The sequence below is a fragment of the Parafrankia sp. FMc2 genome, assembly GCF_041008525.1.
Taxonomy (GTDB): domain Bacteria; phylum Actinomycetota; class Actinomycetes; order Frankiales; family Frankiaceae; genus Parafrankia.
Genome location: NZ_JBFLUG010000003.1, coordinates 13,815 through 32,236 on the forward strand (window position 1 = coordinate 13,815; position 18,422 = coordinate 32,236).

Sequence of the window (18,422 nt, forward strand, 5' to 3'; positions counted from 1 at the left end):
TGGATCTGGTCATCGGTCGTCACTGCCGTGCCCTGCACCCGTGCTGGCCCCGGGCCCGGCCTGCGCTCACCCATCGTGCGTCCGGGCCTAACGGGTCAGCCCGCGGCGGGCCGCGGCGAGCCGGCGCAGGACCGTGCCATCGACGACCTCGTCACCGACCCGCACGGACAGACCACCGAGAACGGACGGGTCGAGGTCGATCTGGAGCTGGATCTGACGGCCGAAGAAACGGCTGATCGCCGCCTTCAGCCTGGCAGTCTGGTCATCGTCGAGCATGGTCGCGGTCCGGACGACGGCGACCACCCGCCCACGGCGGGCGGCCGCGATCCGGCTCAGGCTCTCCAGCCGCCGCTCGATGTCCCCCTGGGAGGGGTCCGCGGTCGTCTGCTGAGCCAGCCGGACGGTCACCGGGTGGGCGCGACCGGCCAGCAGCCGGTCCACCAGAGCGACCTTCGCCGACGCTGGCGCGGCCGGGTCGGTGAGTGCGAGCGAGAGCTGCGGGTTCTGGCCCAGGATGCGGCCGAACCGGAACAGCTCGTCCTCCACCTCGTCGAGGACGTCCGCGGCCTCGGCCTCGGCCAGCGTGGCCTCGACCGCGAGCTCCTCCAGCGCGAGGCGGAGGTCGACCGGCCGCGACCAGCGGCCTGCGACCGCCGCCGACACCACAGCGAGGGACCCCTGGCCGATCTGCGTCCCGAACAGGCGACCGACCAGACTCACCCGCGACTGCGGCGGCGCACCGGGATCGGTGAGGGCGCGCCGCACCGTCGGTTCACGGCCGATCAGCGCCGCGACGGCGCCGAGGTCATCGGCGACCCGCCGCGCGTCGGGCGAGGCCGCCGGGCTGGCCACGGTGCCGGTCGGCACCGCCGTCACCTGGTCGAGGACCGACCGGGCGGCGGCAAGTGACTGCCGGCTGGCTCCCTCCATCGTCAGACTCCCGGCCCGGCCGGGGCGGCCGCCGGACGCGGCGCCTCGTCGAGGCCCGCGATGAAGTCATCGACGAGCTGACGCTGACGCGCGTCGCTCTGGAGCTCGTGCCCGACGATGCGGGTGGCGAGCTCAAGCGCGATCTCGCCGATCTCGCGGCGGATCGACGCGACGACCTGGGCCCGTTCGGCCACCAGCGCGGCGTCGGCCCGTTCCTTGATCTCGGCGACTTCCTGCTGTGCCTGCGAGCGCAGTTCCTCGACTATCTGCCGCCCCTGGGCCTGCGCGTCCTCGCGGATGCGGGCGGCCTCCGTACGGGCTTCAGCGAGCTGGGAGCGGTACTGCTCGAGCAGGGCCTTGGCCTCACGCTCCGCAACTTCGGCGCGGTTGAGGCCACCCTCGATACGGTCGGCCCGCTCCGCATAGGTCCTGCGGATCTGGGGATAGATTTTCCAGAAGAAGAAGCCGACGAGCAGGCCGAAGGCCAGCAGGCCAACGATCAGCTCGGCGAGCGGCGGCATGAGGACGCTGTCCTCGTGCTCCGCTCCTTCTTCGGCGGCAAGGATGAGTGTCTGCAGCACCAGGCGCTCCGGCTCAGGTGAAGACGAACGGCACGACGAAGCCGATGAGGGCCAGCGCCTCGACGACGGCGAAGCCGATCAGCATGTATCGGAAGGCCACCTGCTCGGCCTCGGGCTGGCGGGCGATCGCCTGCACACCCAGACCGAAGATGATGCCGACGCCGATGCCGGGACCAAGGGTGGCGATGCCGTAGGCAACCGTGCCGATGTTGCCGCTGATGGCGTCATCAGCGGCGAGAACCGCGGCCGCGGAAAGAGACATCGTAGAGATCCGTCCTTCTGTGGTCGATGCACCGAGGGGCTCTCCCACGGTGCGCGTTGGTCGGGTGGCTTCAGGCCCGCGCCGCCGCGGCGGCCGGAGTGAGCGCAGCGCTCTCCTCGTGGCCGTGCGCCGGGGAATGCTCTGCGCTGTGGTCGCCGTGGTCGCCGCCGTGCGAGGAGATCGCTCCGCCGATATAGGCGGCTGTCAGGACCGTGAAGATGTAGGCCTGCAGGACATCGATCATCAACTCGAAGGCGGTGAGGCCGATCGCCACCAGGCCGGACACCGCACCGAAGATGAACTGCGGTTTGGGCAGCAGGTAGTCGGCGCCGAGGGCGAACACGAGCAGGAGCATGTGACCGGCGAACATGTTGGCGAACAACCGGATCGCAAGCGTGGCGGGACGGGCGACGATGGTCGAGACGAACTCGATCGGCGCGAGAATGATCTTCACGAACAGCGGCGCGGTCGGCGCCGGGACGAGCATGTCCTTGAAGTAGCCGCCGAATCCGTGCTCACGGATACCGACGATGTTGAAGATCAACCAGCTCGTCAGGGCGAGGATGAGCGGCAGCGCGATCCGCGACGTGGTTGGGAACTGGGCGACCGGAATGATCGCCATGACGTTCGACACCAGGATGAAGCAGAAGAGAATGGTCAGGTACGGAGCAAAGGTCCTGCCCCGCTCCCCGATCACGTTTCGCGCGATCGAGATGTCGACGAAGTCGTAGATCGACTCACAGAAGTTCTGGAGCCCACGAGGTACGAGCGTCGCCTTGCGGAACCCCAGCCAGAGGAAGACTCCGACGAAGAGCGCCACGAACAGGGTCAGCGCGGACCACTTGTTGAAGTAGAAGTCGATCGGTCCTAGGTCGAACTCAAACCAGCTCTTCGGCTTGAAGACATCGGGCGTCGGCCCATGGAAGCCGTCGTCGGCCACCGCGAGCAGCGATCCGCTCGGCACTTCCGATACCTCCAAGATCATTTATGCTGACAAAGTTCGCGATCCACCCAGGGCTGGATCGACCTCACCCTATACGGGTGGGCCGCTGCCCCAGGCAATCGAAGACAAGCGGATGATCGCTGGATGCGATCCGTTCACAGCTCCGGCGGCAAGGGACTCACTGTCCCGGACCCGGCGCGGTCGAAGCGGAGGCGTCCAGTGCCGATCGCATCCACACGACGCTCCTCGACAGGGCAGATGCTATCCGGCTGGACGCTGGAGAGCACTCGTTGCAGGACTAAGATCTCCGACGGACAGTCGAACGTTCATCATCCGTTGGGTTTTTGGACATCTTGTCACACTACGTTGTCGATGCGTCGCGCAACGCTCCGTCAACGGGGCGCCCCGAACCGATAGATGACCAGATACAGCGCCGCGACGACACCAACGATCAGACCGATCGGAAAAAACAGGGCCTCGAAGCCCAGCAGGCGGTCAGCCCCGAGGCCCACGAGCCCCCAGAACCCCCCGCCGCCGAGGATCGTTCCGATGATGCCCCACGCTTCACCGGGCGGAGGATTCGGCGAGTGGGCCGAGCCTGATCGTAGTCTTTCCTCCCTTTTCGCATTGTCCTTTTTGCCCGAATGGCCGCGAGAGGGCCCGTTGGTGTCGCTCACCGTCACGTTGTTCCTAATCCTGGCCGACGGCGGTTCCCCACCCACGACCGCTCCGGTCCGCCGGCGGCTGGCTGCCGTTGCCCGCGGTGCCTGACAGTCCCTGCGGTACCTACAGCACCCGCGGCTGCTCGCCGGCCACTGCCGGCGGTCCCGCCTGCCCCTGGCGACTGGTCCGGCTCGCCTTGCCAATCTGATCTGCCTGGCCGGGCTGACCTGCCTGACCAGGCTGACCTGCCTGACCGGTCTGGGCCCGAGTGGCCTGATCCGCCTGGCCGATCTGGCCCGACTGGCCGGGCCGCGCGGCCTGGCTCGGCCGGGTGGGCGGTGCCGCCGGGCTGCTCGGGGACGCGTTCGTGGCTCTGCGGGGCGCCCCGGGAGAGTCCCCCCGGTCGGCGAGCAGCGGCGCGACCCGCGCCGGGTCGAAGGTCGCCGGATCGTAGAACGGAACCCGCAGGCGGGCGGCGACCCAGACCTCGGCTCCCACCCAGCACAGCGTCGCGGCCATGATCGACCAGGCGAAACTCTGCAGGTCGATCGCGGTCACATCACGCAGAGCCAGCAGAACGACGCCGAGAACGCAGACCTTCGCCGCGTAGACCCCAAGAGCGGCCGGCAGCAGCATCGTGGTGGCCCCGCGGCGGGCGACCGCGACCAGCGCGAGCTTGCCAAGCGCGAAGAACGCCGCCACCAGGCCGACCGCGAGTGCCGCACCGGCCGCGCCGGCGGCGCCGCGCACCGCGCCGGCCACTGCCAGCACGACCGCCAGCAGTGCCGCCATCACACACAGGCCGGCCCGCAATGCCGGGAGCGCCGTTGCGATCATGCCCGACGCGCCGCTCGCTGCCCGCCCAGGAGCAGCGCCACCAGCGCCAGCAACCCGATACCGACGGTGGCGGCGAGGATCGGGAGCGGCGAGTCGGAGAAGGACGCCGCCACGCCTCCGAATCCGACGAGCGCGGCCCAGAAGTACATCAGTAGAACCGCCCTGACATGGGAGTTTCCAATGGAGAGAATCCGGTGGTGGAGGTGCATCTTGTCGGCCGCGAACGGCGAGCGGCCGGCCTTCGTGCGCCGGATGACCGCGAGCCCCAGGTCGAGCACCGGAACAGCCAGCACCGCCAGTGGAATCGCCAGCGGGATCAGCGACGGTAGCTGCCTGGAGGGTCCAGCGTAACCCCCGTACGCGACCTGCCCCGTCACCGAGATCATCGAGGCGGCCGACAGCAGGCCGATGAGCATCGATCCCGAGTCGCCCATGAACAGCCTGGCCGGATTGAAGTTGTGCGGCAGGAAGCCCACGCAGACGCCGGCGGTGACCGCCGCCAGCAGGGCCGCGGGCGACGCACGGTAGAAGCCGTTGATCACCGCTATCTGGTACGCAAAATAGAAGGTCGCCCCGGCGGCGATCGCAGCCACACCGGCGGCGAGCCCGTCCAGGCCGTCGATGAAGTTCATCGCGTTGACCAGGATGAGCGTCGCGAGAATGGACAGCGGTACGGCGGTCTCCGGGCCGAAGCTGAGCGTGGTCTGACTGTCCCTGTCGATGGCGAAGGACCACTGCACGCCCAGCAGAACCATCACGCCCGCAGCGGCTACCTGACCCGCGAGCTTGGTCAGCGAATCCAGTTCCCAGCGGTCGTCCGCCGCGCCCAGAAGGCAGATCAGCGTGCCGGCGACCAGTACTGCGCGCGTCTCCGACCAGTCCTGGGAGACCACGGACAGAAATGGCAGATGGTCTGCCACTTCCAGGCCGGCGTAAAGCCCGGCGAGCATCGCCAGGCCGCCGAGCCGCGGTGTCGGCGTCGCGTGAACGTCCCGGGCGCGCGGTCGGGCGACCGCCCCGACGCGGAAAGCGATCCAGCGGGCGATCGGGGTCGTGAGGAAGGTGACCGCGGCCGCGACCGCGAAGACGAGCACGTACTCACGCATGTCAACCCATCCCGCAGTTCATCGTTCGCCTGGGCGGACCTGGACAGACCAGACCATCACCGGCATTCCAGCCCGTCGCCAGGTGCCCGGCTATCTCGGGTGGGCCGGGTACGCCGGGTAGCGGTCGACCAGTGTCGACACCGCCGCCGCCACCTCCCCCACCGCGCCCGGGTCGCGGACGGCGCGGGAGATCAGCCCGGCGATCTCCTTCATCTCACCTTCGCGCATGCCCTGGGTCGTCACCGCGGGGGTGCCCACCCGAATGCCGGAGGAGACCGCGGGCGGCTGCGGGTCGAACGGGATCGCGTTCTTGTTCAGGGTGATCCCCGCCGCGTCGCAGCGGGCCTCGGCATCGCGCCCGGTCACGCCGAGCTCCCGCAGATCGAGCAGGGCGAGGTGGGTGTCCGTGCCACCACCGACCGGCCGCAGGCCCTCGGAGGCCAGACCGTCCGCGAGCGCCCGCGCGTTGGCGATCACCTGCCGTGCGTAGGCGGCGAACGCGGGGCTCGCGGCCTCCCGCAGCGCGACCGCCTTGGCCGCGACGGCGTGCATCAGCGGCCCGCCCTGGCTGAAGGGGAAGACCGCCTTGTCGATACGGGCGGCGAGTTCGGCTCGGCAGAGGATCATGCCGCCCCGGGGGCCGCGGAGAACCTTGTGGGTCGTGAAGGTCACGACATCGGCGTAGGGCACGGGGCTGGGCAGCGCCCCGCCGGCGACCAGGCCGATGAAGTGCGCCGCGTCCACCAGCAGCCAGGCGCCCACCTCGTCGGCGATCGCCCGGAACGCGGCGAAGTCGATCTGCCGCGGGTACGCCGTCGCGCCACAGATGATCATTTTGGGTCGGTGCTGGAGTGCGAGCCGGCGCACCTCGTCGTAGTCGATCAGCTCGGTGTCCTCCCGGACGCCGTAGCCCACCACGTCGAACCAGCGGCCGGAGAAGTTCACCCGGCTGCCGTGGGTGAGATGCCCACCGTGCGGCAGTGACATGGCCAGGACGGTGTCGCCGGGGGTGAGCAGCGCCGCGTAGGCGGCGAAGTTCGCCTGGGCGCCCGAGTGGGGCTGCAGGTTCGCGTGGTCGGCTCCGAACAGCTCCCGGGCCCGGGCGATCCCGAGCTCCTCCGCGCGGTCCACCACCTGGCAGCCGCCGTAGTACCGGCGCCCCGGATAGCCCTCGGCGTACTTGTTCGACAGCGTCGAGCCCAGCGCCGCCAGTACCGCCGGCGAGGTGAGGTTCTCACTCGCGATCAGCTGGAGCCCCCCGCGCAGCCGGCTCAGCTCGTCGAGCACGACCGAGGCGATCTCGGGATCGGTGGCCCGCAGCAGGTCGAAGTCCGGGCCCCAGAACGGGGTGCTCATGCTGTCTCCACCTCCCGCCGCCATGAGGCCCAGGATAGGACGTCTCAGCGGCGGGCAGGCTCCTGGACGAGCGGCAGCACGGAGCGCAGTGCCGCCAGCCCGACCGCGCCCTCCCGCACGACCACCGGAACGGGGCCCGTGCAGTCCAGGATCGTCGACGCGGTACCGACCGGTGTCGGGCCTCCGTCCAGGTACACCTCCGCGGCGCCACCGAGCTGCATCATCGCGTCCTGCGCGTCCGTCGCCGCCGGGCGCCCGCTGATGTTCGCACTGGACACGGCCATCGGACCGGTCCGGGCGAGCAGCTCCAGCGCGACCGGGTGCAGCGGCATGCGGACCGCGACCGTGCCGCGGGCGTCACCCAGATCCCACCGCAGGGACGGCGCGTGGTTGATGACCAGGGTCAGACCGCCCGGCCAGAAGGCACGCATGAGGTCACGGATCTGCCCCGTGACCTGCTCGGCGAGCCCGTCCAGCGTCCGCCAGGAGCCGACGAGCACCGGCACGGGCATGTCCCGGCCACGGCCCTTGGCCGCGAGCAGCCCGGCCACCGCGTCGCGGTCGAAGGCGTCCGCACCCAGGCCGTACAGGGTGTCGGTCGGCAGCACCACGAGCCTGCCCCGGCGGACGGCGTCGGCGGCCGCATCCAGCCCGGCGGCGCGCTGCCCCTCGTCGGAGCAGTCGAAAACCAGCATCAGACGTCCTCTCCGGCGCTGCCCGGCCGGCCCCGGCCCGGCGGATCCCACCGGGCGGTGACGAACCGGTCCCGCCCAGCGAGATCGGGATGATCGACGATGTCGGACCACGAACCGGACCACGGGCCGCCGCTCGCGAGCAGCGCGGGAACCGCCTGCCCGTGCTCGTCGGCGTGCTCCATGACGAGCAGGCCGCCGGGACGCAGCAGCCCGGCCGCGGCCGTCACCACGGCCCGCGGGCCGTCCAGGCCGTCCGGCCCGCCCCACAGCGCGGCGGGCGGGTCGTGCCGGCCGACCTCGGGCTCGACACGGGACCGCTCATGGTCAGGAAGATACGGGGGATTACTGACCACCAGGTCGACCCGCCCGGCCAGCTCCGCGAGCACCGCGAGAACCCCGTTCACCGGCTCCACCGCCGATCGAGTCGAGGCTGCGGAGGCAGGCGGAAGACCGGCACCGACGACACCCACGTCCGCCTGGTGCACCCGCACGGGCAGGCCGGTGCGCCCGACGTTGCGGCGCAGCCAGTCGAGCGCGGCCGGCTCCAGCTCGACCGCATGGACCTCGGCGCCGCGGACCTCGTCCGCCAGCGACAGCGCGATGGCTCCGGACCCGGCGCACAGGTCGACGCAGATCGGACGTACCGCGCCGGAGGCCCGCAGCAGGCGGATGGCCTCCTCCACGACCCACTCGGTCTCCGGGCGCGGGATGAAGACCCCCGGCCCGACGGCGATGTCCAGCCGCCGGAAACCGGCGAGACCGGTCAGGTGCTGCAGCGGGACCCGGTCCGCGCGCCGTTCGACCAGGTGGCGCAGCTCCTGGGCCGCCGACGTGCTGATGACCTCGACCAGCGCCAGCCGCCCGCGGGAGACGTCGAGGACGTGCGCGGCGAGCTGCTCGGCATCTCCCCGCGGGCTGGCGACGCCGGCGGCGGCCAGCCGCGCCGCCGCGGCGGCGAGCTCGCCGGCCAGGGGCACCTGGTCCTCCGGCGTCACCGCGGCCGGCGGAGTCCTCACCGGCGCGATGGTCTCCGGAGGGGCGGTCTCCGGAAGGACGGTCCCCGAAGGGATGGTCTCCGGCCGGGTGGTCACGGAGACCCTGCCATCCGGGTGGCCTGGTCGGCCTCGGTCAGCGCGTCGATCAGGGAGTCGAGGTCGCCGTCGAGCACCTGCTCGAGGTTGTGGGCCTTGTAGTTGATCCGGTGGTCACTGATCCGGTTCTCGGGGAAGTTGTACGTCCTGATCTTCTCCGAGCGGTCGACCGTGCGGACCTGACTGGCCCGGGCCGCCGCCGCCTCGGAGTCGGCCTTCTCCCGGGCCGCGGCGAGCAGCCGGGCGCGCAGGATGCGCATCGCCGACTCCTTGTTCTGGAGCTGGCTCTTCTCGTTCTGGCAGGACACGACCACGCCGGTCGGCAGGTGGGTGATGCGCACCGCCGAGTCGGTCGTGTTGACGCTCTGCCCACCGGGCCCGGAGGACCGGAACACGTCGATCCGCAGGTCGTTGGGGTCGACCTCGACATCCACATCGGCCGCTTCGGGCAGCACGAGCACGCCCGCCGCCGAGGTGTGGATGCGCCCCGCGGACTCGGTCACCGGCACGCGCTGCACCCGGTGCACGCCGCCCTCGAAACGCAGTCGCCCGAACACCCCGTGGCCGGGCGCGGCGGAGCCGCGGGCCTTCACCGCGACGCTCACGTCCCGGTAGCCGCCGAGGTCGCTCGGGTTCGCGTCCAGCACCTGGGTGCGCCAGCCACGCCGCTCCGCATAGCGCAGGTACATGCGCAGCAGATCGCCCGCGAACAACGCGGACTCCTCGCCGCCGGCGCCGGCCTTCACCTCGAGAATGGCGTCACGGCTGTCGTCGGGGTCGACCGGCACCAGGTAGGCCCGCAGCCGGCCGTTGAGCTCGACCAGGCTTTCCTCCAGCGCCACGACCTCGTCGCGGAACGAGACGTCCTGCTCGGCGAGTTCCCGGGCGGCCTCCAGGTCGCCCTCGACGCTCTCCAGCTGCCGGGCGAGGTCGACCGGTGTCGCGAGCTCTGCGTACCGGCGGGTCAGCTCCCGCGCCACCGACGGGTCGTTGTGCAGGTCCGGGTCCGCCAGCCGCTTCTCGATGTCGGCGTGCTCGGCGATCATGCTCGCGAGCGGGGAGGTCATCACAGTTCCTTCAGTCGTCAGGACCGGCGTCGCGGGCCCCGCGGCCGCGAAGGCTGTGGCGACGTTACCGCCAGTTCGCGAGCGGCGGCGCGCGGCGCCGGCCGGCACGCGGGAACACGGGACGCGGGAACACCCCGGGTACGCGAACGGCAGGACGCGAACGGCGCCCGCCCGGGGAGACCCGGTGCGGGCGCCGCTGGATACCTACTTCGCGCCGCCGGCCGCGTCGCCGGGGCGGCGCCGGCCGAACCGCCGCTCGAACTTCTCCACACGCCCGCCGACGTCCATGATCTTCTGCTTGCCCGTGTAGAACGGGTGGCACTGCGAGCACACCTCGGCGCTGATGGCACCGTCGTCCTTGGTCGAATGCGTGGTGAACGTGCTCCCGCAGGTGCAGGTCACCACGGTCTCGTTGTACGTGGGGTGGATGTCAGCCCTCATGGTCCCTCTTCCGATGTGGCCGCCGGGTCGCTGCCGCGGGCGCGGACAGCGTGAACCGGAGCCGATGGTTTGCCAGTGTGCCAGACCCGTCCGACCGGGCCTGGCCCGCCACCAGGTACAACACCGCCGGCGGGACCCGGTGTTCCGGGTCCCGCCGGCCGTGATGCCCACGGTGCGCCAGGGCCCGGAACGTGCCGGGCCCGCGGTGCGGTCAGTCCTGCGGCGGCGCGGTCTTGGCGATCTGCATCAGGAACTCGTAGTTCGTCCGGCTCTGCTTCAGCCGGTCGAGCAGCAGGTCGAGTGCCTGCTGCGGCTCCCGGGTGTGCAGGACGCGCCGGAGCTTGTGCATGATCACAAGCTCTTCGGGCGCCAGCAGGATGTCCTCCTTGCGGGTTCCGGAGGCGTCGACGTCCACCGCCGGGAAGGTCCGCTTGTCGGCGATCTTGCGGTCCAGCTTGAGCTCGGCGTTACCGGTGCCCTTGAACTCCTCGAAGATGACCGTGTCCATGGTGGACCCGGTCTCGACCAGCGCGGTCGCGATGATCGTCAGGGAGCCGCCGTTCTCGATGTTGCGCGCCGCGCCGAGGAACCGCTTCGGCGGGTAGAGCGCCGTCGAGTCGACACCACCGGACAGGATGCGCCCGGACGCCGGCGCCGCCAGGTTGTAGGCCCGGCCGAGCCGCGTGATCGAGTCCAGCAGGACCACGACGTCATGACCCAGCTCGACGAGCCGCTTGGCCCGCTCGATCGACAGCTCGGCGACGTTGGTGTGGTCGGCCGGCGGCCGGTCGAAGGTCGAGGCGATGACCTCGCCCTTCACCGACCGCTGCATGTCGGTCACCTCCTCGGGGCGCTCGTCCACGAGCACGACCATGAGGTGGCATTCCGGGTTGTTCGTGGTGATCGCGTTGGCGATCGCCTGCAGCACCATCGTCTTGCCGGCCTTCGGCGGGCTCACGATCAGTGCGCGCTGGCCCTTGCCGATCGGCATCACCAGGTCGATGACCCGGGTGGTCATCATGTGCGGCTCGGTCTCGAGGCGCAGCCGCTCCTGCGGGTACAGCGGGGTGAGCTTGTGGAACTCGGGCCGGCCGCGCGCCTCGTCCGGCTCCATCCCGTTGATGGTGTCCAGCCGGACCAGCGCGTTGTACTTGTCCCGGCGCTGCTCGCCCTCCTGCGGCGCGCGCACCACGCCGGTGATGGCGTCACCGCGGCGCAGGCCGTTGCGCCGCACCTGGGCAAGGCTGACGTACACGTCCGTGGGACCGGTCAGGTACCCGCTGGTCCGGATGAACGCGTAGTTGTCGAGGACGTCGAGGATGCCGGCGACCGGCACGAGGACGTCGTCCTCCCGCACCGTCGGCTCCGTTTCGGTCGTACCGCCCTGGCCGCCGCGCCCGCGGTTGCGACCGCGCTCCCGGAAACGACCCCGGCGGCGCCCGCCGAACTCGTCGTCGCCCTGACCCGCGTCGCCCTGCGGCGTGCGGTCGGCCGGCCGGTCACCCGGCTGGGCCCGGTCACCGGACCTCGACCTGTCGGCGCCGCCGCGGTCACGCTCGCGGTCAGCGGGCGCAGTGCGCCCCCCGCGGTCGCTGCCGGCTCGGTCCGCGCGATCCCCGGAACGGTCGGACCGCTCGGACCGGTCAGACCGCTCGGGACGCTCGGCGCGCTCCGACCGCTCGCCGGACCGCTCCCGGTCACCGGACCGCTCCCGGTCGGCTGACCGCTCGGACCGCTCGGACCGCTCGCCGGACCGGTCAGGCCGCTCGCCGGACCGGTCCCGGTCACCGGAGCGGTCACGGTCACCCGTGCGCTCGCGGTCGCCGGAGCGGTCACGACCGCGGGCCGTGGTCTCGGATCCGCTGGCCCCGACCCGGGCCGGGGCGCTCACCGCGGCGACCGGCGCCGCGGCGCCTTCGGTGGCCGGCTGGGGACGCGGGGCGTCCTCGGCGGGCTCGGTGGCACCCTGCGGCGCGGCGGCGGGAAGGGTCTGCTGCTCTCCCGCAGGACTCGTCACCCCACGGGAGGAGCCACGCCGCCCGCGCACCCGGGTCGTCGTGGGCGCCGACTCGGTGGAGACAGCCGGACCGGCGGCGCCGGCCTGGACCGGCTCCGCCGCGCCGCTTCCCTGCACGGGCGCAGACGCCGGGGCGGTGCCCGGGCTCTCCTGCACCGGCTGCGCGGCGGGCGCGGGCGCCGACGAATCGGCCTGCCCCGACGGCTCGGCGGAACGCTGCTCCGGCCGGGCTGCCACCTCCCCGTTCTGGACGTTCTGGATGGCCGCGATCAGCTGGCCCTTGCGGAGCCGGCCGACCCCGGGAATGCCCATCTGCGAGGCCATCGCCTGCAGCTCGGGCAGGAGCATGGCGGACAGGCCGGTGCCGGACCGCCGACGCCGAGGCGCGGACGCATCGGCGGAAGCACCGGCCGGCCCAGAGAGGACGGCATGGTTGCCGTTCGCCCCGGCCGCACCGGAGGTGTCTACGGACGTCAGGCCGGCCGCAGCGGAACTGTCGACGGGCGAGGCAGGCGCCGCAGACTCACGTGCGCTGTCGGGCAGCACGTCGGTGGTGTCGCTCAAGGTTTTCCTTCCTGGAAGGAACCGGCTTCTCGGGCCGGGCGTAGCGTGTGGATTTTCTTCGCCTGCGCGCATGCCGGATGTAAGGAGATGCAGCACCCTTTGAACGGCGAGCATCGCGCCCATCAAAGGCGCTGACGGCCGACAGCCGCGAGCGAACCCGATTTCCCGCCGACGGGTGCCGGTACGCCAGCCGAGGCAACGGCGACGAGGCTTGAAGCACCGGGATCCCTGACCAGGACCGGCCACCGTGTGCGGCCGACCGCTGCCGTGAGGCTCCACTGCAGCTTGGCCGCCACTGCGGACCTGATCAAAACTGCGGACCAGATCAGGCTGGCGGGGCGAGCACGCGCCGCGGCGGCAGCGGGTGCAGTCATCAGACTATCCAGACGGAGACACGTCGGCAACAACCTAGAGACCTCTGGATCTCTCGATGACGCCACGAGGGACTCTCCGATGACCGCCCGGCACCCCTCCGCGGCTCTGAACCCACCCGGACGGCGCCATTAGTACACCATGTGAAGCGGAGGCGCTACCCCTTGGAGTCGAGGGGCTGGAGCCGCGCACCCTCGGTGTCGACTGTCAGCGGGATCACGGAAAAGCCCGGCGCGGGCACCCCGATCGCCGCGGCCGCCTGGCCGCCGCCGACCGCCAGCGCCACCACGGACGGCCCGGACCCCGAGAGCGCCGCGGGAACGCCCTCCGCGCGCAGCCGCGCCACCAGATCGGCCGAGGCGGGCTGGGCCGGCAGCCGGTACGGCTGGTGCAACTGGTCCTCGGTGGCGGCCAGCAGCAGCTTCGAACGCTCCGTGCCCTCACCCGCCGCCGGCTCGGCGGCGCTGAGCGCGAGGGCGAGCAGGGCGGCCCGGCCCACGTTCACGGCGGCGTCGGCGTGCGGAACCCGCTCCGGCAGCGCACCCCGGGCCTGCTCGGTCGACTGCCGGACCGACGGGACGAAAAGCACGGGCCGCACCTCGGCGGGCGGCGCGACCCGCACCGCCCTCGGCACCCCGGCCTCGTACCAGGCCACGGTGAGGCCACCCAGCAGCGCGGCCGCCACGTTGTCCGGATGGCCCTCGATCGCCGTCGCCACCCGCAGCAGCCCGGCCGGGCCCAGCCGGGAGCCGGCGAGCGCGTCGGCAGCCACCACGCCCGCCACGATGGCGGCGGCCGAGGAGCCGAGCCCCCGGCCGTGCGGGATCCGGTTCACACACCGCAGCGCCAGGCCGGGCTGCGGCAGCCCCAGCTCGTCGAAGGTGGCGCGGATGGACCGCACCACGAGATGCGCCTCGTCGGCCGGGACGGTGTCCGCCCCGACGGTCTCGACGGTGAGGCCGGTGGACGTCAGCCGCACGGACACGTCGTCGTACAGGCCCAGCGCGAGACCCAGGGCGTCGAAGCCCGGCCCGAGGTTCGCACTCGACGCCGGGACGAGCAGGCGGACCGCACCGGCCGGTGCCTCCCCCGCCGCCGGGTCGGTCTCCGCCGCCCCCCGCACCGGCCCGACCTGCGCCGCGCCGTCGGGCCGGGGCCCGGAGAGCGGCTCGGTGGGAGCGGGGATCCCGGCGGCACCGGCCGTGACGGCGGCGTCGGTGGAGCTGGCGGCGTCGGTGGAACCAGCGCCGCGACGGTCGACGGCCGTCACAGGCCGCGCAGGCCGAGGGCCACGGCCGCCCCGGCGACGGTCGGCGGGATGGTCTCGGGCTTCGCGGCACCGCTGATGGCCCAGTCGGGGTCCTTCAGACCGTTGCCGGTGACCGTGCACACCACCCGCTGGCCCGGGTCCAGCCGGCCGTCGGCATGCACTGCCAGCAGCCCGGCGACACTCGCGGCACTCGACGGCTCCACGAAGACGCCCTCCCGGCGGGCGAGCAGGCGGTAGGCCGCCAGGATCTGGCGGTCGTTGACGGCGTCGATGAGGCCTCCGGAGGCGTCCCGCGCGTCAGTCGCGAAATCCCAGGACGCCGGATTGCCGATACGGATCGCGGTGGCGATGGTCTGCGGCGAGGTGACCACCTCGCCGCGAACGATCGGCGCCGCTCCGGCGGCCTGGAAGCCGAACATGCGCGGGCGCCCGGTACCGGCCCGGGTGTCGTCCTCCACGTAACCGCGCCAGTAGGCCGTGATGTTCCCCGCGTTCCCCACCGGCAGGCAGTGGATGTCCGGTGCCTGCCCGAGCGCCTCCACGATCTCGAAGGCCGCGGTCTTCTGGCCCTCCAGACGGTAGGGGTTGACCGAGTTGACCAGGGTGACGGGGAAGGTGTCGGCCAGCTCACGCGCGACCCGCAGGCAGTCGTCGAACGATCCGTCGACCTGGAGCAGCCGTGCCCCGTGGACCAGCGCCTGGGCGAGCTTGCCCAGCGCGATCTTGCCGCTGGGCACGAGGACCGCGCAGGTGAGCCCGGCCCGCGCGGCGTAGGCGGCGGCGGAGGCGGAGGTGTTCCCGGTCGAGGCGCAGATGACGACCTGGGAGCCCTCCCCCACCGCGCGACTGATCGCGACCGTCATCCCGCGGTCCTTGAAGGAGCCGGTGGGGTTGGCGCCTTCCACCTTGAGGTGAACGTCACATCCGGTCAGCTCGGAGAGGTGATCCGCATGCAGAAGAGGGGTGCCCCCCTCTCGCAGGGTGACCACCGGCGTGTCCATGGTCACCGGAAGCCGGTGCCGGTACTCCTCGATGATTCCTCGCCAGGCCCGGGGAAGGTGCCCGGAGGCATCCGACCCACCCGGCGTGCCCGGTCCACTCGATACCGGCGTCGACGACACCGCGGTCATGACTCAACTCCCTCGACCCGCACCACGCCCGACACGGCCCGCACCCCGTCGAGAACCCGCAGGTCCTCGACGGTGGCGGACAGCGCCGCGTCCGCGGCCGGATGGGTGACCAGGACCAGGCTGGCGTCGTCGCCACGGCCGTCCTGCCGAACACTTCTGATGGAGACATCGTGCCGTGCGAACGCACCGGCGACCGCGGCCAGCACGCCGGCCTTGTCCGTGACGTCGAGCTGCAGGTGGTAGCTGGTCACCACCGGGCCCATCGGCAGGATCGGAAGCGCCGCGTATGCGGACTCCCCCGGCCCCTGCCTGCCGGCGACGCGGTTGCGGGCGACCGCTACCACGTCGCCGAGCACCGCCGACGCCGTCGGTGCGCCGCCCGCGCCGCGGCCGTAGAACATCAGCTGCCCGGCGGCCTCCGCCTCCACGAAGACCGCGTTGAACGCCTCACGCACCCCGGCGAGCGGATGCGAGCGGGGAATCATCGCCGGGTGGACCCGCAGGCTGATGCCGGGGCGGTCGCCAGCCCGCTCCGCGATCACCAGCGCCTTGATCGTGCAGCCGAGCTCCCGGGCGCTGGCGATGTCGGCGGCGGTCACCGCGCCGATGCCCTCCCGGTAGACGTCGTCGATGGTCACCGGAGTGTGGAAGGCGAGCTGGGCGATGATCGCGGCCTTCGCGGCTGCGTCGAAGCCGTCGATGTCGGCGGACGGATCAGCCTCCGCGTACCCGAGCTCCCCGGCCTCGGCCAGCGCCTCGGCGAACGAGGCCCCGGTCTCGTCCATCCGGGTCAGGATGTAGTTCGTCGTGCCGTTGACGATGCCGAGGACACGGCGGATCCGGTCCCCTGCCAGGCTCTCGCGCAACGGGCGCAGCAGCGGGATCGCGCCGGCCACCGCCGCCTCGTAGTAGAGGTCGACGCCGGCCGCGGCCGCCGCGTCGTGCAGCGTCGAGCCGTGCGTGGCGAGCAGCGCCTTGTTCGCGCTGACCACCGACTTGCCCGACCGCAGCGCCGCCAGCAGCCAGGTGCGCGCCGGCTCGATCCCGCCGACCACCTCGATCACGATGTCGACGTCGTCCCGGGCGATCAGCGCGTCCGCGTCGGTGGTGAGCAGCTCCCGGTCGACGGCCGCCCCGCGGATACGACCAGGGTCGCGAACCGCGATCCCGGCGATCTCCAGCGGGGTGCCGACCCGGGCGGCCAGCTCGTCGGTGTGGATGCCCAGCAGGCGCACCACCTCGGAACCGACGACGCCGCACCCGAGCATCGCGATCCTCAGCGGGCGGTCGGCACTCACCGGGCTGTCGGCCCCGCGGCCCCCGTCAGTCGTCATTCGCCCCTCACATCCGTTCCGGCGCGCTGACGCCGAGCAGACGCAGCCCGTTCGCCAGGACCACCCGGGTGGCCTCAACCAGCAGCAGCCGGGCGGCCGTCACCGCCGTGGGCTCCTCGTCGCCCTGGGGAAGCACCCGGCAGGAGTCGTAGAAACGGTGATACGTCCCGGCTGTCTCCTCCAGGTACCGGGCTATGCGGTGCGGGGCGCGCAGCGTCGCCGCCGTCTCGACGACCCGCGGCAGCTCACCCAGTGCCCGGATCAGATCGACCTCCCGCGGATGGCTGAGCAGCGAGACGTCGACCGAAGCGGCGTCGAACACCTCGTCCGCCGACGTCGCCAGGCCCAGCGCGGCCGCGTTGCGGATCAGTGAGCTGATCCGCGCGTGCGCGTACTGGACGTAGAAGACCGGGTTGTCGCTGGTCTGCCGGGCGATCACATCGAGGTCCAGGTCGAGCGCGGAGTCCATCGAGGCCCGGACCAGCGAGTAGCGCGCCGCGTCGACCCCGACCGCGTCCACGAGGTCGTGCAGGGTGAGGAACGTTCCGGCCCGCTTCGACATCTTGACGGCCTCGCCGCCTCGGGACAGCGTCACCATCTGACCGATGATCACATCGAGGGTCTGCTCGGGATCGTCCCCGAAACACGCCGCGATGGCCCGCAGCCGGCCGATGTAGCCGTGGTGGTCGGCACCCAGCAGGTAGCAGAGCCGGTCGAACCCCCGGCGGCGCTTGTCCCGATAGTAGGCCGCGTCGGCGCAGAAATAGGTCGGCCGCCCGTCGCTCTTGACCAGCGCCCGGTCCTTGTCGTCACCGAAGTCGGTGGTACGCAGCCAGACCGCGCCGTCCGCCTCGAAGACATGGCCCTTCGCACGGAGCTCCGCCACCGCGGCGGTCAGCTCACCCGCGTCGTGCAGGCTGCGCTCCGACTTCCACAGGTCGAACTCGACACCGAACCCGGAAAGCGTCGACCGGATCTCCGCCAGCATGATCTCAACGCCGTCGCGGGCGCACACCGCCAGTGCCTTGTCGTCGGCGCCAGCCCCGTCGGAACCCGCCCCGACCAGCTGCTCCAGCGCCGGATTCGCCGCCTGGACTCTCGTCGCGATCTCGGCGACATAGGCGCCGTGGTACCCTTCCGCGGGCGCCGGCTCGCCGCGCAGCGCCGCCAGGATCGACGCGCCGAACCGCTCGACCTGCACCCCGGCGTCGTTCACGTAGTACTCGGTGCCGACCTCGAAACCGGCCGCCGCCAGCACCCGGGCCAGTGCGTCACCGACCGCCGCCCAGCGCGCCGACGCCAGCGTCACCGGGCCCGTCGGATTCGAACTGACGAACTCCAGGTTCACCCGGACACCACGCGCGGCAGCCGCCCGGCCATACGCCGCACCGGCGCCCACGATCGACCGGGCGATGTCGCCCATCGCCGCGCCGGCCAGCCGGATGTTCAGGAACCCCGGGCCGGCCACCTCGACCGCGGCCACACCCGGATCCGTTCGCAGCCGCGCCGCGAGCAGATCAGCCACCGCCCGCGGCGGGCGGCGAGCCGCCTTCGCGAGCTGCAGGGCGACCGGCGACGCGTAGTCGCCGTGCTCGGGCTGCCGCGGGCGCTCGACGGTGACCGCGGCAGGCACGGCCACGTCGAGCTCGCCGTTGGCGACGGCATCACGAACGGCCGCAACGATGGAGTCGGCCAGCTCGGCGGGGGTCATGTCGCGATGCTATCGGCGCGCCCGACCAATCCGGTCGCCGCGCGCCCCCGGC

General features: G+C 72.0%; 17 protein-coding genes. All 17 read right to left on the minus strand.

The genetic code is table 11. The annotated features are described in order from the left end of the window. Positions 1–87: 87 nt before the first annotated feature. The gene (locus AB1460_RS02015) at positions 88–930 is read right to left on the minus strand and encodes a F0F1 ATP synthase subunit delta (protein ID WP_368958817.1); all 843 of its coding nucleotides are present in this window, start codon (positions 928–930) and stop codon (positions 88–90) included. A gap of 2 nt (positions 931–932) precedes the next feature. Continuing rightward, the gene (locus tag AB1460_RS02020; RefSeq protein ID WP_368958818.1) at positions 933–1,511 is read right to left on the minus strand and encodes a F0F1 ATP synthase subunit B; all 579 of its coding nucleotides are present in this window, start codon (positions 1,509–1,511) and stop codon (positions 933–935) included. A gap of 13 nt (positions 1,512–1,524) precedes the next feature. Continuing rightward, on the minus strand, positions 1,525–1,773 hold the full coding sequence (locus AB1460_RS02025) for a F0F1 ATP synthase subunit C (protein WP_066068403.1): 249 nt from the start codon (positions 1,771–1,773) through the stop codon (positions 1,525–1,527). A gap of 70 nt (positions 1,774–1,843) precedes the next feature. Next, a complete protein-coding gene (gene atpB / locus AB1460_RS02030) occupies positions 1,844–2,737 on the minus strand; it encodes a F0F1 ATP synthase subunit A (RefSeq protein WP_368958819.1) in 894 nt (297 codons plus the stop codon). A 371-nt stretch (positions 2,738–3,108) separates the two neighbouring features. Further along, complete coding sequence (locus tag AB1460_RS02035) at positions 3,109–3,393, minus strand: hypothetical protein (protein WP_368958820.1); 285 nt, start codon at positions 3,391–3,393, stop codon at positions 3,109–3,111. Positions 3,394–3,502: 109 nt separating this feature from the next. After that, positions 3,503–4,216, minus strand: a complete 714-nt coding sequence (locus AB1460_RS02040; protein WP_368958821.1) for a hypothetical protein — start codon at positions 4,214–4,216, stop codon at positions 3,503–3,505. Further along, complete coding sequence (locus tag AB1460_RS02045) at positions 4,213–5,322, minus strand: MraY family glycosyltransferase (protein WP_018639305.1); 1,110 nt, start codon at positions 5,320–5,322, stop codon at positions 4,213–4,215. Before AB1460_RS02045 ends, AB1460_RS02040 begins: the two co-directional genes overlap by 4 nt. A gap of 90 nt (positions 5,323–5,412) precedes the next feature. After that, positions 5,413–6,678 carry a serine hydroxymethyltransferase gene (gene glyA, locus AB1460_RS02050; RefSeq protein WP_368958822.1) on the minus strand — a complete coding sequence of 422 codons (1,266 nt, stop codon included), beginning with the start codon at positions 6,676–6,678 and terminating at the stop codon, positions 5,413–5,415. Between the two features lie 44 nt (positions 6,679–6,722). Further along, positions 6,723–7,373 carry an L-threonylcarbamoyladenylate synthase gene (locus AB1460_RS02055; RefSeq protein WP_018639303.1) on the minus strand — a complete coding sequence of 217 codons (651 nt, stop codon included), beginning with the start codon at positions 7,371–7,373 and terminating at the stop codon, positions 6,723–6,725. Continuing rightward, the gene (gene prmC, locus AB1460_RS02060; RefSeq protein ID WP_368958823.1) at positions 7,373–8,389 is read right to left on the minus strand and encodes a peptide chain release factor N(5)-glutamine methyltransferase; all 1,017 of its coding nucleotides are present in this window, start codon (positions 8,387–8,389) and stop codon (positions 7,373–7,375) included. Before prmC ends, AB1460_RS02055 begins: the two co-directional genes overlap by 1 nt. 71 nt (positions 8,390–8,460) lie before the next feature. After that, positions 8,461–9,531, minus strand: coding sequence for a peptide chain release factor 1 (gene prfA / locus AB1460_RS02065; protein WP_368958825.1), 1,071 nt, complete (start codon positions 9,529–9,531; stop codon positions 8,461–8,463). Positions 9,532–9,735: 204 nt separating this feature from the next. Further along, positions 9,736–9,972: a 50S ribosomal protein L31 gene (rpmE, locus tag AB1460_RS02070; RefSeq protein WP_368958826.1), complete on the minus strand. Its 237-nt coding sequence runs from the start codon at positions 9,970–9,972 to the stop codon at positions 9,736–9,738. A 211-nt stretch (positions 9,973–10,183) separates the two neighbouring features. Then, the gene (gene rho / locus AB1460_RS02075) at positions 10,184–12,553 is read right to left on the minus strand and encodes a transcription termination factor Rho (protein ID WP_368958827.1); all 2,370 of its coding nucleotides are present in this window, start codon (positions 12,551–12,553) and stop codon (positions 10,184–10,186) included. Positions 12,554–13,082: 529 nt separating this feature from the next. Next, positions 13,083–14,195, minus strand: coding sequence for a homoserine kinase (gene thrB / locus AB1460_RS02080; RefSeq protein ID WP_368958828.1), 1,113 nt, complete (start codon positions 14,193–14,195; stop codon positions 13,083–13,085). After that, positions 14,192–15,325 carry a threonine synthase gene (gene thrC, locus AB1460_RS02085; RefSeq protein ID WP_368958829.1) on the minus strand — a complete coding sequence of 378 codons (1,134 nt, stop codon included), beginning with the start codon at positions 15,323–15,325 and terminating at the stop codon, positions 14,192–14,194. Before thrC ends, thrB begins: the two co-directional genes overlap by 4 nt. Next, positions 15,322–16,659 carry a homoserine dehydrogenase gene (locus AB1460_RS02090; RefSeq protein ID WP_368958830.1) on the minus strand — a complete coding sequence of 446 codons (1,338 nt, stop codon included), beginning with the start codon at positions 16,657–16,659 and terminating at the stop codon, positions 15,322–15,324. Before AB1460_RS02090 ends, thrC begins: the two co-directional genes overlap by 4 nt. Positions 16,660–16,666: 7 nt before the next feature. Then, the gene (gene argS, locus AB1460_RS02095; protein ID WP_368958831.1) at positions 16,667–18,370 is read right to left on the minus strand and encodes an arginine--tRNA ligase; all 1,704 of its coding nucleotides are present in this window, start codon (positions 18,368–18,370) and stop codon (positions 16,667–16,669) included. Positions 18,371–18,422 lie beyond the last annotated feature (52 nt).

Bases quoted from the DNA above. Each gene is read 5' to 3' on its own strand.
- AB1460_RS02015 (WP_368958817.1), bottom strand. From the start codon at position 930: ATGGAGGGAGCCAGCCGGCAGTCACTTGCCGCCGCCCGGTCGGTCCTC.
- prfA (WP_368958825.1), bottom strand. From the start codon at position 9,531: ATGACCTCCCCGCTCGCGAGCATGATCGCCGAGCACGCCGACATCGAG.
- glyA (WP_368958822.1), bottom strand. From the start codon at position 6,678: ATGAGCACCCCGTTCTGGGGCCCGGACTTCGACCTGCTGCGGGCCACC.
- AB1460_RS02090 (WP_368958830.1), bottom strand. From the start codon at position 16,659: ATGACGACTGACGGGGGCCGCGGGGCCGACAGCCCGGTGAGTGCCGAC.
- AB1460_RS02045 (WP_018639305.1), bottom strand. From the start codon at position 5,322: ATGCGTGAGTACGTGCTCGTCTTCGCGGTCGCGGCCGCGGTCACCTTC.
- AB1460_RS02040 (WP_368958821.1), bottom strand. From the start codon at position 4,216: ATGATCGCAACGGCGCTCCCGGCATTGCGGGCCGGCCTGTGTGTGATG.
- AB1460_RS02055 (WP_018639303.1), bottom strand. From the start codon at position 7,373: ATGCTGGTTTTCGACTGCTCCGACGAGGGGCAGCGCGCCGCCGGGCTG.
- argS (WP_368958831.1), bottom strand. From the start codon at position 18,370: ATGACCCCCGCCGAGCTGGCCGACTCCATCGTTGCGGCCGTTCGTGAT.
- thrC (WP_368958829.1), bottom strand. From the start codon at position 15,325: ATGACCGCGGTGTCGTCGACGCCGGTATCGAGTGGACCGGGCACGCCG.
- rpmE (WP_368958826.1), bottom strand. From the start codon at position 9,972: ATGAGGGCTGACATCCACCCCACGTACAACGAGACCGTGGTGACCTGC.
- AB1460_RS02025 (WP_066068403.1), bottom strand. From the start codon at position 1,773: ATGTCTCTTTCCGCGGCCGCGGTTCTCGCCGCTGATGACGCCATCAGC.